The following is a 15202-nucleotide window of genomic DNA, read 5'->3' as shown; positions in this document are numbered from 1 at the left end:
AATCGAGATAGAACGAGCCTTGCCTGAAGGGGAATGACAGACATGCCCGCATTGCCGCCGGAAGGCGATCTGACCATCTGCTTCGCCCATGCCGCCTATCAGTTGCAGGCCGAGTTTGCGACGCGGGGACATGGAGCGAAGAGCTTCGAGGTCCGCTCGCTCGACGAGTTCAAGGCCCGCGCCCATGAGGCCGATGTGGTGGTGGTCTCCGGTCTCTGGCGTAACGAACTGATCGCATCGAGCCCGAAGCTGCGCTTCGTCCAGTCGGTCAGCGCCGGCACGGATCAGTACGACAAGGCGGCCTTCGCCGCGGCCGGCATCCGACTCGCCAGCGCGCAGGGCGCCAATGAGCGCGCCGTCTCCGAGCACGCCATGGCTCTGATCCTCGGCCTCACCCGCCAGATCCACCTCGCCCGCGACAACCAGACGGCGAAGAGCTGGCGCCCGATGATCGGCAACCGCGCAAGGCGCGAGGACGAACTCGCTGGCAAGACGCTGGTCATCGTCGGCCTCGGCCGCATCGGCCTGCGTTTGGCCAAGCTCGCCGCCGCTTTCGATCTGCGCGTCATCGGCGTGCGCCGCAGCCCCGAGCCGCAACCCGGCATCGATGCGATCGTGCGGCCCGACCAGTTGCACGAGGTCATGGCGCAGGCCGACATCGTCGCACTGACCTGCCCGCTGACGCCGGAGACCGAGAACCTGATCGACGCCAAGGCGCTCGCCGCGATGAAGCCGACGGCGCTGCTGATCAATGTCGCGCGCGGCAAGGTCGTCGATGAGCAGGCCTTGATCGCGGCCCTGAGCGAGGGCCGGATCGCCGGCGCCGGGCTCGACACCTTCCATGAGGAGCCGATGCCCGCGGGCTCGCCGCTCTGGGCGATGCCGCAGGTCATCGTCACCCCGCACAGCGCCGGCGAGACGCGAGCCTACGAGACCAATGTCGTCGATCTGCTGGTCGAGAATCTCGGCCGATTGGGACGTGGCGAGAATGCCCTGCGCAATCAGGTCGTTTAGGCTCCACGGTCGACCCGAGACGCACCGTCATCCCGGAGCAGCGCCGCTACGCGGCTCGTCCGGGATGACGACGCGTTTCCGTGCCAGGCTTGATTCCTCTCGCCGTCAAGCCCGCAGCGAGCGCCACCATTGCCGCGCCGCGTCCCGGCTGCGCAGCGCGAAGGCATAGGCCGCGCTGGTCCTGACCCAGTCCAGCGCCCGGCGCCGCAGCCGGTCCAGCAAGCCCATGCCCCAGGCGAGCCAGCCATAGGTCAGGAGCTTGTCGCGGCCGGCATGGTAGATGCGCTCGACCAGCAGGAAGCTGACCAGATGGGCGAAGGCGAAGACGACGAGCCCGGTCCGGGCCCGGCCATCGGCCATCATCCACAGGCCGAGCAGCTTCAAGGGCTCGGCGATGGCGAAGGGGATGGCGAGCAGGATCAGGATGGCGAGGCGCGGCAGCCGCGAGATCGCCATCTCGATGCGCTGGATGATGCGCAATGACGACAGCCAGCGGATCAGCGGCCGGTAGAGCGGCCGCGCGATCTCGTCGATGACGATCAGCACCGTGAGAACGCCGCGCAGGATCGCGAAGAGAATGCGGGCGAGGAAGCCTCGATCGCCGTTGGGCTGCGAGGGTTGCGGCATGGCTCTTGGGTCCCGTCCGGTTTCCTCCACCTCTACCCTGTCCTTTCGCCGTTGACTTCGCCGATGATGAGAGGAGGATGATCTCGTCGATGCGTCACCACCAGCAGAGGGGGCGCCTACCATGACGATTGCAAAGAAACTTCGTGATTATATCGACGGCGAGGGCATCGCCTACGATACCGTCTCGCATCACCGCACGCGGACCAGCAACCAGTCGGCGATAGCGGCGCATGTCTCCGGCAACAGCCTGGCCAAATCCGTGGTCGTGCATCATGAGACCGGATACGCGCTGGCCGTCGTGCCGAGCACGCACCGGATCGAGCTCTCTGCATTGCAGGACGTCATGAACAAGCGGCTCGGCCTCGCCTCCGAGGACGAGGTCAGCACCTTGTTCAGCGATTGCGATCTTGGCGCGATCCCGCCGATCGGATCGGCCTATGACGTGCCGGTGATCCTGGACGAGAGCCTCGGCAACGCCAGCGACATCTATTTTGAGGGCGGCGATCACAAGACGCTGGTGCGTGTCAGCGGACCGGATTTCCGGAACCTGATGAAGGGCGCCAAGGTCGCCCGCTTCAGCCATCCGGCACTATAGGCGCGGAATTTTCTCGCCCCTGTGCCGTTATCCCGGGCTTGTCCCGGGATCCGTCGAAGGGCTCCGGCGCCTTACGATGGATCCCGGAGCGGCGCTGCTTCGCAGCTTGTCCGGGATGACGCCTCGTTTCATCGCATTGACCACGCCGGCCGCCGCGACGGCCGTCAGCGGCTCCGTGCGTCCTCCAGCATCATCGCCGCGCCCTTCTCCGCGATCATCATCGTCGGGTTGGCGGTGTTGCCGGAGGTGATCGCCGGCATCACCGAGGCGTCGATGACCCGCAGGCCCACGATGCCGCGCACCCGCAGCCGCTCGTCGAGCACGGCGCGGGCATCGTCCGCGCGACCCATCTTCGCCGTGCCGACCGGGTGGAAGATCGTCGTGCCGAGCTTCGCCGCAGCATCCAGCAGCTCGGCGTCGCTGCTCGCTGCCGGGCCGGGCATGTGCTCCTGCGGCCGGAAGCGGGCGAGCGGCGCCTGCGACACGATCCGTCGCGTCAGCTTCATCGCGTCGATCGCCACCTGTCGGTCGGCTTCCGTGTCGAGATAATTCGGCGAGATCGCCGGCGCGTCCGCGGCATGCGGCGTCCTGATGTGGATATGCCCGCGGCTGGTCGGGCGCAGGTTGCAGACGCTGGCTGTGAAGGCATCGAAGGGATGCAAGCCGGAGCCCCATGAATCCAGCGAGAGCGGCTGGAAATGATATTGCAGGTTCGCGGTCGCCTGCTCGGGTGATGACTTCGCGAAGGCGCCGACCTGGGAGGGCGCCATCGTCAGCGGGCCGCTGCGCAGCGCCGCATATTGCAGCGCCATCAGCGGCCGGCGCCAGAGCTTGGCATAGTCGCTGTTGAGCGTGCGCACGCCCTCGACCTTGTAGACCGGGCGGATCTGGAGATGGTCCTGCAGATTCTCGCCGACGCCGGGCAGGTCCGCCACGGTTGCGATGCCCAGGCCTTGCAGGCGCGCGCCGCCTCCGATCCCGGAGCGTTCGAGCAAGGCGGGCGAGCCGACGGCGCCGGCGCTGAGCACGACCTCTCCCGCGACCTCGACGCGCAGCTTCTCGCCTCCATGCGTGAATTCGACCGCCTTGGCCCGGCCGCCATCGACCACGACGCGCTCGACAAGCACGCCCATCTCGAGCCGCAGATGATCCTCGCGCTTGTCCAGCACCGGCCGCAGGAAGGCGTTGAAGGTGCTGAGCCGCCGGCCACGCCGCTGGTTCACCTGGAAATAGGACGAGCCTTCATTGTCGCCGGTGTTGAAATCGTCGATCTTGGCGATGCCCGCTGCCGCGGCCGCCTCGCGGATCGCGTCCAGAATGGCCCAGCGCACGCGCGGATTCTCGACGCGCCATTCCCCGCCGGCCTTGTGCAGGCGGCCGTCGCCGGCCCCGACATGGTCCTCATGCGCCAGGAAATAGGGCAGCACGTCGTCCCAGCCCCAGCCGGTCAGGCCGAGCTGGCGCCAGCCGTCATAATCCGCCGCCTGCCCGCGCATATAGACCATGGCGTTGATCGCAGACGAGCCGCCCAGCACCTTGCCGCGCGGATAGGGCAGGGCGCGCCCGCCGAGCCCGGCCTGCGGCTCGGTCTGGAACAGCCAGTCGGCGCGGGGGTTGCCGATGGCGAAGAGATAACCGACCGGGATGTGGAACCAGATCCAGTCGTCGCGCCCGCCGGCTTCCAGTACCAGCACGCGGTTCTTCGGGTTGCGGGAGAGCCGATTGGCGAGCAAGCAGCCGGCCGACCCGGCGCCGATTACGACATAGTCGTAAGTGCCGATCGTGCGGCGTCCGGTATCGTCTGTTTCAGCCATGGCGTTCCCTGCTCGTGGCGGCGGGTGTGGCCCCGCTCTCGTCAGCTAGGGGATAAGGGGCGCGGGGTGTGGCGGCAATGCCGCGTGGCTGCAAAAGGCGTATGCGCGGCCCCTCACGCTCTCAAGCGCTGATCAGGCTCGGAACTGCGTCATCATGCGCGGGTCATCCCGGGCGATCGCAGGGCGACCCGGGATCCATGCCTGAACCTTTCCGGCACGCGCTCCGGCATGGATCCCGGATCTGCGCTTCGCTCCGTCCGGGATGACAGCGTAATTTCTGCGAGGGGAGAGCCCCGAAAGCGATATCGGCCCGCGCCTTGCTTGCGCCGCGCCGAGCGGTTGATATGGCGCAGGACGTATCGGGCCCGCGTCCGGGAGAGGGTTGATGGGGTATCGCGTCGCCGTCGGCAGGCAGTCTTACGTCTTCGCCGACCTCAAGGAACTGATGGCGAAGGCGACGCCGCTGCGCTCCGGCGACCGGCTGGCCGGGCTCGCCGCCGGCAGCATGGAGGAGATGATGGCGGCCAGGATCGCACTGGCCGATCTGCCGCTGCGCAGCTTCCTGCACGAGGCGTTGGTGCCCTACGAGGAGGACGAGGTCACCCGCCTGATCGTCGACACGCATGACGCCGCGGCCTTCGCGCCCGTCGCCTCCCTGACCGTTGGCGAGTTCCGCGACTGGCTCTGCTCGGAGGTCGCGACGACGGAGGCTCTGGCCAGGCTCGCACCCGGCATCACGCCGGAGATGGCGGCGGCCGTCTCCAAGCTGATGCGCAACCAGGACCTTATTCTCGTGGCGCGCAAATGCCGGGTCGTCACGCGCTTCCGCAATACGCTGGGCCTGCCCGGCCGCCTTGCCGTCCGCATCCAGCCGAACCACCCGACCGACGATGCCGCCGGCATCCTCGCCTCGACCATCGACGGTTTGAGCTATGGCTGCGGCGACGCGGTGATCGGCATCAATCCGGCCTCCGACAGCACGCAGCGGATCGGCGAACTGTTGCACCTGCTCGACGGCGTCATCGCTCGCTTCGAGATCCCGACGCAGGCCTGCATCCTGACCCATGTCACCTCCTCGATCGCGCTGATCGAGCAGGGCGCGCCGGTCGATCTCGTCTTCCAGTCGGTCGCGGGAACGCAAGCGGCCAATGCTTCCTTCGGTGTCACGCTGTCCGTTTTGCAGGAGGGGCTGGAGGCCGGCCGCTCGCAGAAGCGCGGCACGGTCGGCGACAACCTGATGTATTTCGAGACGGGCCAAGGCGCGGCGCTCTCTGCAGGAGCCCATCACGGCGTCGACCAGCAGACGCTGGAGGCGCGCGCCTATGCGGTCTGCCGGGCCTATCAGCCGCTGCTGGTCAACACGGTCGTCGGCTTCATCGGCCCGGAATATCTCTATGACGGCAAGCAGATCATCCGCGCCGGGCTCGAGGATCATTTCTGCGGCAAGCTGCTGGGCGTGCCGATGGGCTGCGACATCTGCTACACCAACCATGCCGAGGCCGATCAGGACGACATGGACACGCTGCTCACCTTGCTGGGCACGGCCGGCGTCAATTTCATCATGGGCGTTCCGGGCGCCGACGACGTGATGCTGAACTACCAGTCGACCTCCTTCCACGACCAGCTCTATATCCGCGAGGTTCTCGGCCTGAAGCGCGCGCCGGAATTCGAGGACTGGCTCCGGCGGATGGACATCGTCGATGCGGCCGGTCGGCTCAGCGCCGGGCAGGGCGGACAGGCCTTGCTGACCGCGATGCAGGACCGCGCGGCATGAGCGGCATAGGCGATTTTTCGAACAGTTGCCGTTTCGCGCCGTCATCCCGGGCTTGCCCCGGGATCCATCGGAGGGCGCCGGAGCCTTACGATGGATCCCGGATCGGCGCAGCTTTGCCGCTTGTCCGGGATGACGCGGCGCCCGTTCACATCGATCCGGCTTCAGAGAGAAGCCCATGAGCACGTCGGACAAGCCCCCGGTCGCGACCCGCTTCGCCGAACTCGCGCGTTTGACCCCGGCGCGCATCGCGCTCGGCCGTTCGGGCTCCTCCCTGCCGATGCGCGAGGTGCTGCGCTTCGGCCTCGCCCATGCCCAGGCTCGCGACGCGGTGCACGCGCCCTTCCATCCCGAGGAGGTCGCGGCCGGATTGGCCGGCCTCGGGATCGAGACGCTCTTGGTCGAAAGCGCGGCCCGTTCGCGCGAGGACTATCTGCGCCGTCCCGATCTCGGCCGCAGCCTCTCGCCGGAGAGCGGGGCTGTGTTGGCGGCGCGTCGCGGTGGCTACGATCTCGCCATTATCGTCGCCGACGGCCTGTCCTCGACCGCCGTGCAGCAGAATGCCGTACCTTTCATCGCGGCGCTGCTGCCCTTCCTGCGGCGCCAGCAGCTGATGCTGGCGCCGCTCGTCATCGCCTCGCAGGCGCGCGTCGCGCTGGGCGACGAGGCGGCGGAAGCGCTGGGCGCGCGGATGGTCGTGGTGCTGATCGGCGAGCGCCCCGGCCTGTCCTCGCCCGATTCGCTCGGCGCCTATCTGACCTTCGCCCCGCGGCGCGGCCTGACCGACGCCGCGCGCAACTGCATTTCGAACATCCGCCCCGGCGGCCTCGGCTTCCAGCACGCCGCCTTCAAGCTCGCCTGGCTGATCGACCAGGGCTTCCGCCGCGCGCTGACCGGCGTCGATCTCAAGGACGACAGCGACGCCGCGCTCGAGGCGGGAGAGGGACCGGCGCTGATGCCCGAAGGCTGACCTCAGCCGGCGAAGCCGCCCTCGGCCAGGAAGGCCTGCTCCTCCGCCGTCGTCTCGCGGCCGAGCAGGGCGTTGCGATGCGGGAAGCGTCCGAAGCGGCGGATGATCTCGCGATGCCCCTCGGCATGCTCGCGCGCCGGCCCGCCGAGCGGCGTGCTGAGCGCGACCGACAGATCCTGGTCCGCGATATCCTCGGAATGGCAGAAGGGCAGGTGCAGGAAGAGCCGCAGTTCCGCATCGATCGCCTCGCCATGGCCTGATCCCTGCGCCCGCCGGGCGAAATGCCGCGCGAGCGGATCGGTCGCATACATATGCGCCGTCCCTCGGAAGCTGTTGCGCGGGAACTGGTCGAGCAGGATGATCAAGGCGAGCGAGCCGATCGGCGTCTGCGCCCAGTCGTCGTGTTCCCGCCGCGCCGCTGCGAAATGAAGCGGCAGGAAGCGCTCGCGGAACAGCGTGTCGAAGGCCGCATCCTTCCTGAACCAGCGCTCGGGGCCGGCATCCCGCCAGAAATCGACGACCGTCTCCGCCGTGACCGGGACGATGCGCTGCGGCTTCTCCGCGACTTCGAGTATCATCCCTGATCTCCTCTGCCCGCCGCGGCACGACCATGCCGCAGGCGCTGTGTTCAATTCGCGGCGGCGGCGCAGAGCGTCGGCCGCCGTCGAATGGACGATGTATCCTTGATCCAGGCCAAGGCGTCCCGCCGCAGTGGTGGTACGCCGCACTCGCGGCAAGGGCCATCCGCTGATATAGACCCGTGCGAATGAGGAGGCGACACGGCCTCCGGGGTAGGTTGTTCTTCGATGCTCCTGAAAATCGGCACGCGCCGCAGCCCGTTGGCGATGGCCCAGACGAATTACATCGCCGGGCTGATCAAGGCGAAACATCCCGACACCACGTTCGAGCTGCATACGATCGCCACCATCGCCGACAAGGACCGGAAGTCCGAGTTCCATCAGTTCGGCATGATCGGCGTGTTCTCGACCGAGCATGAGGAGCAGCTCGTCTCGGGCGAAGTCGACATCGTCGTCCATTCGCTGAAGGACCTGCCGACGACGCTGCGCGAGGGGCTCGTGCTCGCCGCCGTCCCCGAGCGCGCCGATCCGCGCGACGTGCTCTGCGGCGCGACGCTCGCGGAGCTGCGGCAGGGCGCCCGCGTCGGCACCGGCTCGCTGCGCCGGCGCTCGCAGATGCTGAGCCTGCGGCCCGATGTCGAGATCGTGCCGATCCGCGGCAATGTCGGCCCGCGCCTGGCCAAGATCAACGGCGATGACGGGCTCGACGCCGTCATCCTGGCGCAGGCCGGGCTGCAGCGGCTGGGCCTTGAAGGCGCGACCTCCGAAGTGCTCGATCCCATGCTGTTCCCCTATGCGATCGGACAGGGCGCGCTCGGCGTTCAGGCCCGCGCGGCAGATGCGCATATCCTCGCCATGCTCAAGGATATCGAGGATCCGAAGGCGCGCGCCGAGGTCGATGGCGAGCGGGCGATGCTGCATGCGCTCGGCGCCGGCTGCAGCCTGCCGGTCGGGGCGAGCGCGGTCTGGCAGGGCGACCGGCTTCACCTGCATGGCCAGATCACATCCTTCGACGGCGCAAAGCGGCTGACCGCGACGCTCGATCGGCCGGGCGCCGAGGCCGTCGAACTCGGCCTGGCGACGGCCGAGGCGCTGAAGCTGGCCGGTGGCGTCGATGTGCTCGAGGCGTCCTATCGCAGCATCGGCTCGCACTTCAAATATGTCGGTGCCTGAGGGCCGGCACGTCGCTCAGCCCTCTTGATCGGCCGCACGGCCGAGCCTCAGATGGTTACATGAAGAGGCCCGCGTCGAAGCTCCTCGAGAAGCGCAAGGCCGGGCCTGGCCCGGTGCCGGCCGGCCTCGACTTCGTCAGCCGCGATGTCGGGCAGACGCAGGCCTGGCTCATCGATCTGCTGCGCCGCGACCTCGTGCTCGAACCGCTCGGGGGGGCCGGCTTCGAGGCCCGCCTGACGGCGCACGGCTTCGCCTGCGCCCATCTCGTCCAGGCCGCCTACCTCGGCGGCATGAGGCTCCGGCGCGGCGAGCCGCACGACAATCTGACCATTCGTCTGGTGAGAGCCGGCGGCACGCTCTACTCGGTCGGCCGCGAGACGCTGGCTGCGGTTCCCGGCCACGGCCTGATTCTCAACACGGCATTGGCCCAGAGCGGCGAATATGCCGAAGGGAGCGTCCATTCGACCGTGACGCTCCATGCCGAGGAGGTCGCGCGGACGCTCCAGGATGCCTTCGAGCGCCCGGTGACCGAGCGGCTCGATGTCGCGACGGCCTTCGATGCCGGCTCGGCCGCGGGCGCGGCGATCGCCGGCATCATGGCGGCCATTGCCGCCGGGTTTCAGGGCGATGCTGCGCTGGCGCGGGCGCCGCATGCGGCGAAGATGCTGCGCAACGCTCTGATCATGCTCATCCTGGAAAGCGTGCCGCATCGCTATTCGTCCTGGTTCGACCGGCAGCCGGCGGCACCCGCGCCCTGGCAGGTCAGGCGCGCGGTGGATTTCATCGACGGGCACACGACAGGCCCCCTCACGGTGCAGGACGTCGCTGAGGCCATCGGCATCGGCCTGCGCTCGCTGCAGGAGGGCTTTCGCCGCCACAAGCAGATGTCTCCGCACGACTACATCAAGCGGGCGCGGCTGAACGGAGTTCGAGCGGAGCTGCTCGACCCGCTCTCGGCACGCCCGATCGAGGCGGTCGCGCGGCATTGGGGCTTCGTCAACCGGGGCCATTTCGCCCTCGACTATCGCCAGGCCTTCGGCGAGCAGCCTTCCCAGACGCGGCGGAGGCGCTGATAGCCGGGCCGAGCGACCCGGCTATCGCGCTGCAGCAACAAAATAACCAATGCGGCCGGTTATGGTTACCGGAGTGCTGCCGGGCGCAGCTGCGATGACTCGCGTAGCGCAAGGCCGACTCCAGGTACGCATGATAATCAACAATATCTAAATGGGATAGATTTGGGCGTTAAGTGAATTATAAGTGAATATGCTTATATATCTTGGAGGGAAGATCGTAATTGTTGTGTTGTTCGAGTTTTGGTGCGGTCAATATGAGCAATATGGGCGCTGAAGTTGTCACAAAAGTTGACCTAGGGTCAGATTGTACGCTTCGAAATTCAAGGTTCGTGACGGCTTCATTGGTCGGCGTGGTTAATTCGGGTGCCGGCGTCGAGATCGACTGTGCCGCAATCGAACAGGCCGACATCACCTTCGTCCAGACCATCGTCAGCGCTCAGCGCAGCTTCGCCGCGCGTGGCCTGCCCTTCACCATGCTTGCGGTGACGGAGAGCGTCCGTTCCGCCTTCGAGCGCGCCGGGGTGACGCTGCCCGGCGCAGCGCCTTTCGCACAGTCCGGGAACTGATCATGGCCAACATCCTTACCGTCGACGATTCCCCGAGCGTCAGGCAGATGATCAAGCTCGTCCTCGGGCCGGCCGGGCACAATGTCGTCGAGGCCGGCGACGGCTCCGAGGGGCTCGCCAAGGCCAAGGCGCAGAGCTTCGACCTCGTCATCACCGATCTCAACATGCCCGTGATGAACGGCATGCAGATGATCAAGGCGCTGCGCGGGTTGCCCAGCTTCATGGGCGTGCCGATCGTCTTCCTCACCACCGAATCCGACGAAGCGGTGAAGCAGGAGGCCAAGGCCGCCGGCGCCACGGGCTGGATCACCAAGCCGTTCAAGCCCGAGCAGCTTCTCGCTGTCGTCGCCAAGCTGGTGAGAAGCTGATGGAACTCGATCCCACCGAAACCTTCCGCCAGGAAGCCTCGGAACTGCTCGACTCGCTCGAGACCGTGCTGCTCGACCTCGGCCAGACCCCGCGGGACCGCGACCTGATCGACGCCGCCTTCCGGGCGCTGCACACGATCAAGGGCTCGGGCGCGATGTTCGGCTTCGACAAGGTCGCGGCCTTCACCCATGATTTCGAGACCGCCTTCGACCTGATCCGCAAGGGCAAGATCGATGCGAACCACGACATCGTCACGGTCTCGCTCTCGGCCAGGGACTATATCCGCACGCTGATCGAGGATCCCGATTCCACCGATCCGATCATCGGCGATGCCATCGTCGAGGAGCTCCAGCGCCTGATCGGTGCGGGTGCCACCGCGCCGCGCGCGGAAGCGCCGGCTGCCGGAGTCCAGAGCGTCGACGAACCCACGCCGCCCGAGCCGCGGCAGGCGGGCTGGACGATCGAGATCGCCTTCGAGCCCGACATCCTGCGCAACGGCACAAACCCGCTCGTCTTGCTCGACGATCTGCGGGCGCTCGGCCCCTGCACGGTCCTGGCCGATCTCGACAAGGTCCCCGAGCTCGATGCGCTCGATCCGGAAAGCTGCCTGATCACCTGGACGGTGACGCTGCAGAGCGCCTGCTCCAAGGACGAGATCGAGGACGTCTTCATGTTCGTCCGCGACGAGATGAAGCTCGTCATTTCGGCTCTGGGCGAGACGGCTTCGCCGGCTTTCGCCGCACTCGACATGTCGATGCCCGATGTCGCCCTCGAACCGGTCGCCGCCGCGCCGGTGACGCTGGCGCCGCGCGCCGTGCCCGAGCGCCCCTCCACCCCGGCCGCCCCCGAAAAGACCGAGCTGAACCGCCGCGCCGAGGACAAGACCTCGACCGTTCGCGTCCAGGCCGAGCGTCTCGACGAATTGATGGACCGTGTCGGCGAACTCGTCATCGCTCAGGCCCGTCTCAGCCAGATCGCCCATTCCGGCACCGACCTCGCGATCAAGGCGATCGCCGAGGAGATCGAGCGCCTGGCGTCGGGCCTGCGTGACTCGACCATGGGCGTCCGCATGGTGCCGATGGGCTCGCTCTTCGGCCGCTTCCGCCGCCTCGTCCACGACCTGTCGCGCGATCTCGGCAAGCCGGTCGACTTCGTCACCGTCGGCGAGGACACCGAGATGGACAAGACCATGATCGAGCGCCTCGCCGATCCGCTGGTCCACCTGATCCGCAACGCCATCGACCACGGCATCGAGGGCGCCGAGGAGCGCGCGAAGACGTCGAAATCGGCGACGGGCCGCATCGAGCTCGCGGCGCGTTATGTCGGGGCGCAGGTGCTGGTCACCGTCCAGGATGACGGCGCCGGCCTCAACACCGCCCGCATCCGCGCCAAGGCCGAGGAGAACGGCTTGATCCAGCCGGGCGCGAATCTGAGCGAACACGACATCCACCAGTTCCTGTTCCATCCGGGCTTCTCGACCGCCAAGACCATCTCGGCGCTGTCGGGCCGCGGCGTCGGCATGGACGTGGTCAAGCGCACCATCGAGGCGATGCGCGGCACCATCGACCTGACCACCATTCCCGGCCATGGCTCCTCCGTCACGCTGCGCCTGCCGCTGACGCTCGCCATCATCGATGGGCTTTTGATCCGTGTCGGCGAAGGCCGCTACATCATCCCGCTCTCGGCGGTGGAGGAATGCATCGAGCTGACGGCGGCCGACGAGGCCCGCGCCAAGGGACGCAGCTTCCTGAACGTGCGCGGCGAGCTCGTGCCCTTCCTGCGCCTGCGCGACCTCTTCGAGGCTGAAGGCGAGGCCGATCCGCACCAGAAGGTGATCGTGACCTCGGTCGGCGACACCCGCGTCGGCCTCGTCGTCGACCAGATCATCGGCAGCCACCAGACGGTGATCAAGTCGCTGTCCAAGCTCCATTCGGACGTCACCATGTTCTCCGGCGCCACCATCCTCGGTGATGGCTCGGCGGCGCTGATCCTGGATGTCGCCCAGCTCGTCACCCTCGGCCAGGCCCGGGCGGAGAGCGACAGAACGCCGGAGGCCGCGTGATGAACCAGGCTCAGATGCAAGCGACGTCCGGGCAGGCCGCCACGATGCCGTCGCCCGCGACCGAGGCCGACCTGCAGGTGCTGATGGTCGGGCTCGGCAACGAGATCTTCGCGATCGAGACCGATATGGTCCGCGAGATCATCGACCCCGTCCCGGTGACGCGCGTCGCCGGCGCCCGCGCCTTCCTGCCCGCGCTCGTCAATGTCCGCGGCAACGTCATCCCGCTCGCCGATCTGCGCATCCGCTTCGGCATGCAGAAATCCGAACAGACGGCCGACACCCGCATCGTCGTCGTCGAGGTCGAGATCGACGGCGATCCCGTCACGCTCGGGCTGCTCGCCGACAAGGTCTACGAGGTTACCGAGGTCTCGACCCGGCACGCCCAGCAGACGCCGCGCCTGGGCAGCCATTGGCGGCCCGAATTCATCCGCTTCATCACCAAGTGGAACGACGAATTCGTCATCGTTCCCGACATGGCCCGGATCCTGGGCTGATCGCTCGTTCTATTTTGGGGGCTACGAAGATGCGATTCACCATCAAGGCCAAGCTGGCTTCCACATTCGGTGTCATCATCGCCCTGTCGATGACGGCGGGCGGCATCGCCTATTACGAACTCTCCGAAATGGCGCAGGCCGAGCAGACGATCATCGAGCAGGGCCAGCGCGTCGCCAAGCTCAGCGACTTGCAGAACAACCTGCAGGCCCAGATCCGGGCGGAGAAGAACGTCATCCTGTCGACCGCCGACAGGGACATCGAGGCGGCCGCGGGCGAACTCGCCACGCGGCGTGCCGTCGTCTCGCGGATGATGTCCGAGATCCATGCCGCGGCCAGCGAGCAGGGCAAGCGTCTGCTCGACCAGGCTTCGGCCAGGATGAAGACCCTGAACGAGATTCAGGACGAGACGATCAAGCAGGCCAGGCTCAATTCCGGCAACCGGGCCGAGGGCCTGTGGATCAACGAGGGCGTCCCGGCCGTCGCCGGCCAGAACAGCACCTTCGACGGCTTGCTCGCTGATCTCGACAAGACCCCGGATTCGCTGGCGAGCGTCGCAGCCGCCCGGCAGCTCATGACGATGCGCTATGAGACGGCGCGGACGCTGCGCATTGTCGTCGAAACGCTGACGGCCGACTCGATCGCCGATCTCGACAGCCGGCGTCGCGGTGCGCTTAATCAGATCGAGAATCTGAAACGTTCGCTGACGAGCACGGCGGCGGCGCTCAGGCCGCTCGGCTTGTCGACGCAGACGCTGGAAACGCGCACCGAGCAGCTTGTTGCCATCGCATCGCGTGCCCTCGACATGGCGCGCGAGGGCGGCAACATCCGTGCGGTCGAACTCAGCAAGGGCGAGGGTCGCAAGGCGCTGCTCGAAACCATCGCCGCTTTCGATGCCTATGGCGACTTCGCCGAGAAGCGCATGAGCGAGATCGGCGACACGGCGCTCTCCGCCGCAGCCTTCGCCAAGACGCTGCTTATCTCTATCGTCAGCGCCTCGCTGCTGATCGCCATGGCCGCCGCGACCTGGATTGCGCTCAGCATCAGCCGGGGCCTTGCCGGCGCCGTCTCGCTGGCCAATGCGGTCGCTGCCGGCGACCTGACCCGCACCGTCAAGCCCAGCACCAATGACGAGGTCGGCGATCTCATGATGGCGCTGAACGGCACGGTCGAGAAGTTGCGCCAGGTCGTGGGTGACGCGATCCAGGCTGCGGAGAACGTCTCGTCGGGTTCGCAGGAGTTGTCGGCGAGCGCGGAGCAGTTGTCGCAGGGCTCGACGGAGCAGGCCTCTTCGACGGAGGAAGCCTCGTCCTCGATGGAGGAGATGGCGGCGAATGTGAAGCAGAACGCCGAGAACGCGGCGACGACCGAGAAGATGGCGGGCCAGTCGGCCAAGGACGCCGAGGCCTCGGGCGTTGCGGTCGGCAAGGCGGTCGACGCGATGCAGACGATCGCGGCGAAGATCAACATCGTCCAGGAGATCGCCCGCCAGACCGATCTGCTGGCGCTGAACGCGGCGGTGGAAGCGGCCCGTGCGGGCGAGCACGGCAAGGGCTTCGCGGTGGTGGCCTCCGAGGTGCGCAAGCTCGCCGAGCGCAGCCAGGCGGCGGCGGCCGAGATCGGCACGCTTTCGACCGATACGGTGAAGGTCGCGCAGGAGGCCGGCGCGATGCTGGCCAAGCTGGTGCCGGACATCAAGAAGACCGCCGAACTGGTCGAGGAGATCACGGCGGCCTGCCGCGAGCAGGATGTCGGCTCGACCCAGATCAACCAGGCGATCCAGCAGCTCGACAAGGTCACCCAGCAGAACGCCGCGGCCTCCGAGCAGGTCTCGGCCACCTCCGAGGAACTCGCCGCCCAGGCTGAGCAGCTCCAGTCCACCATCGCCTTCTTCCGGATCGACGACACGCAAGCGGGGATCGGCCAGGCCGTCGGCAAGCTCAAGGCCAAGGCCGCGCAGATGAAGGCCGCCGCCGCGCCCAAGAAGGCCAAGGCCGCGCCTGCCCGCGCTCCCAAGGGCAAGACGGGCGGCTTCGCCTTCGATCTCGACGAGGCGGAAGACGAGCACGACGCCCAGTTCCGTCGCGCCTCCTGACGA

At 67.4% G+C, this 15202-nt stretch carries 14 protein-coding genes; 11 read left to right on the top strand and 3 right to left on the bottom strand.

Features of this window, described 5'->3' with window-relative positions:
- Positions 1–42: 42 nt before the first annotated feature.
- A complete protein-coding gene (locus AC1RMY_RS19740) occupies positions 43–1014 on the top strand; it encodes a D-2-hydroxyacid dehydrogenase (RefSeq protein ID WP_492867395.1) in 972 nt (323 codons plus the stop codon).
- Positions 1015–1119: 105 nt separating this feature from the next.
- On the opposite strand, the gene AC1RMY_RS19735 is transcribed toward AC1RMY_RS19740, so the two are convergent.
- Positions 1120–1641, bottom strand: a complete 522-nt coding sequence (locus tag AC1RMY_RS19735) for a hypothetical protein (protein WP_492867393.1) — start codon at positions 1639–1641, stop codon at positions 1120–1122.
- Between the two features lie 121 nt (positions 1642–1762).
- On the opposite strand from AC1RMY_RS19735, the gene AC1RMY_RS19730 reads away from it, so the two are divergent.
- Entirely contained in the window at positions 1763–2236 is a 474-nt protein-coding gene (locus tag AC1RMY_RS19730; protein WP_492867392.1) for an aminoacyl-tRNA deacylase, read from the top strand.
- A 164-nt stretch (positions 2237–2400) separates the two neighbouring features.
- Here AC1RMY_RS19730 and AC1RMY_RS19725 read toward each other — a convergent pair whose 3' ends face one another.
- Complete coding sequence (locus AC1RMY_RS19725; RefSeq protein WP_492867391.1) at positions 2401–4050, bottom strand: GMC family oxidoreductase; 1650 nt, start codon at positions 4048–4050, stop codon at positions 2401–2403.
- Between the two features lie 385 nt (positions 4051–4435).
- Here AC1RMY_RS19725 and AC1RMY_RS19720 point away from each other — a divergent pair, with 385 nt between their 5' ends.
- Positions 4436–5824, top strand: coding sequence for an ethanolamine ammonia-lyase subunit EutB (locus AC1RMY_RS19720; protein WP_492867389.1), 1389 nt, complete (start codon positions 4436–4438; stop codon positions 5822–5824).
- 175 nt (positions 5825–5999) lie between these two features.
- Positions 6000–6791 (top strand): ethanolamine ammonia-lyase subunit EutC, encoded by a 792-nt coding sequence (gene eutC, locus AC1RMY_RS19715; RefSeq protein ID WP_492867387.1) that lies wholly within the window; start codon positions 6000–6002, stop codon positions 6789–6791.
- Positions 6792–6793: 2 nt separating this feature from the next.
- Here the strand turns inward: eutC and AC1RMY_RS19710 are convergent, their stop codons facing one another.
- Entirely contained in the window at positions 6794–7369 is a 576-nt protein-coding gene (locus AC1RMY_RS19710) for a DUF924 family protein (protein WP_492867385.1), read from the bottom strand.
- A 228-nt stretch (positions 7370–7597) separates the two neighbouring features.
- Between AC1RMY_RS19710 and hemC the strand changes: the two genes are divergently transcribed.
- The 7 genes from hemC (at position 7598) to AC1RMY_RS19675 (ending at position 15199) form a co-directional block, all read left to right on the top strand.
- Complete coding sequence (gene hemC / locus AC1RMY_RS19705; protein ID WP_492867383.1) at positions 7598–8542, top strand: hydroxymethylbilane synthase; 945 nt, start codon at positions 7598–7600, stop codon at positions 8540–8542.
- A 59-nt stretch (positions 8543–8601) separates the two neighbouring features.
- Positions 8602–9615, top strand: coding sequence for a helix-turn-helix transcriptional regulator (locus tag AC1RMY_RS19700; protein ID WP_492867381.1), 1014 nt, complete (start codon positions 8602–8604; stop codon positions 9613–9615).
- Between the two features lie 254 nt (positions 9616–9869).
- A complete protein-coding gene (locus AC1RMY_RS19695; protein WP_492867379.1) occupies positions 9870–10181 on the top strand; it encodes an STAS domain-containing protein in 312 nt (103 codons plus the stop codon).
- Positions 10182–10183: 2 nt separating this feature from the next.
- The gene (locus tag AC1RMY_RS19690) at positions 10184–10549 is read left to right on the top strand and encodes a response regulator (RefSeq protein ID WP_327525161.1); all 366 of its coding nucleotides are present in this window, start codon (positions 10184–10186) and stop codon (positions 10547–10549) included.
- Positions 10546–12612, top strand: a complete 2067-nt coding sequence (locus tag AC1RMY_RS19685) for a chemotaxis protein CheA (RefSeq protein WP_492867546.1) — start codon at positions 10546–10548, stop codon at positions 12610–12612. The genes AC1RMY_RS19690 and AC1RMY_RS19685 overlap by 4 nt, the downstream gene beginning before the upstream one ends.
- A 44-nt stretch (positions 12613–12656) precedes the next feature.
- Positions 12657–13106 (top strand): chemotaxis protein CheW, encoded by a 450-nt coding sequence (locus AC1RMY_RS19680; protein WP_492867545.1) that lies wholly within the window; start codon positions 12657–12659, stop codon positions 13104–13106.
- 29 nt (positions 13107–13135) lie between these two features.
- Positions 13136–15199 (top strand): HAMP domain-containing methyl-accepting chemotaxis protein, encoded by a 2064-nt coding sequence (locus AC1RMY_RS19675; protein WP_492867378.1) that lies wholly within the window; start codon positions 13136–13138, stop codon positions 15197–15199.
- Positions 15200–15202: the final 3 nt, after the last annotated feature.

It is taken from the genome of Allobosea sp. GW822-FHT03F07 (genome assembly GCF_058801345.1).
Note: the sequence above shows the minus strand (reverse complement) of the source record. Positions and strands in the feature narration are given on the sequence as shown.

Excerpts from the sequence above, each read along its gene's own strand:
- AC1RMY_RS19725 (WP_492867391.1), bottom strand. The coding sequence starts at position 4,050 with ATGGCTGAAACAGACGATACCGGACGCCGCACGATCGGCACTTACGAC.
- AC1RMY_RS19740 (WP_492867395.1), top strand. The coding sequence starts at position 43 with ATGCCCGCATTGCCGCCGGAAGGCGATCTGACCATCTGCTTCGCCCAT.
- AC1RMY_RS19720 (WP_492867389.1), top strand. The coding sequence starts at position 4,436 with ATGGGGTATCGCGTCGCCGTCGGCAGGCAGTCTTACGTCTTCGCCGAC.
- AC1RMY_RS19695 (WP_492867379.1), top strand. The coding sequence starts at position 9,870 with ATGAGCAATATGGGCGCTGAAGTTGTCACAAAAGTTGACCTAGGGTCA.
- AC1RMY_RS19700 (WP_492867381.1), top strand. The coding sequence starts at position 8,602 with ATGAAGAGGCCCGCGTCGAAGCTCCTCGAGAAGCGCAAGGCCGGGCCT.
- AC1RMY_RS19680 (WP_492867545.1), top strand. The coding sequence starts at position 12,657 with ATGCCGTCGCCCGCGACCGAGGCCGACCTGCAGGTGCTGATGGTCGGG.
- AC1RMY_RS19675 (WP_492867378.1), top strand. The coding sequence starts at position 13,136 with ATGCGATTCACCATCAAGGCCAAGCTGGCTTCCACATTCGGTGTCATC.
- hemC (WP_492867383.1), top strand. The coding sequence starts at position 7,598 with ATGCTCCTGAAAATCGGCACGCGCCGCAGCCCGTTGGCGATGGCCCAG.
- AC1RMY_RS19710 (WP_492867385.1), bottom strand. The coding sequence starts at position 7,369 with ATGATACTCGAAGTCGCGGAGAAGCCGCAGCGCATCGTCCCGGTCACG.
- AC1RMY_RS19690 (WP_327525161.1), top strand. The coding sequence starts at position 10,184 with ATGGCCAACATCCTTACCGTCGACGATTCCCCGAGCGTCAGGCAGATG.
- AC1RMY_RS19735 (WP_492867393.1), bottom strand. The coding sequence starts at position 1,641 with ATGCCGCAACCCTCGCAGCCCAACGGCGATCGAGGCTTCCTCGCCCGC.
- eutC (WP_492867387.1), top strand. The coding sequence starts at position 6,000 with ATGAGCACGTCGGACAAGCCCCCGGTCGCGACCCGCTTCGCCGAACTC.
- AC1RMY_RS19730 (WP_492867392.1), top strand. The coding sequence starts at position 1,763 with ATGACGATTGCAAAGAAACTTCGTGATTATATCGACGGCGAGGGCATC.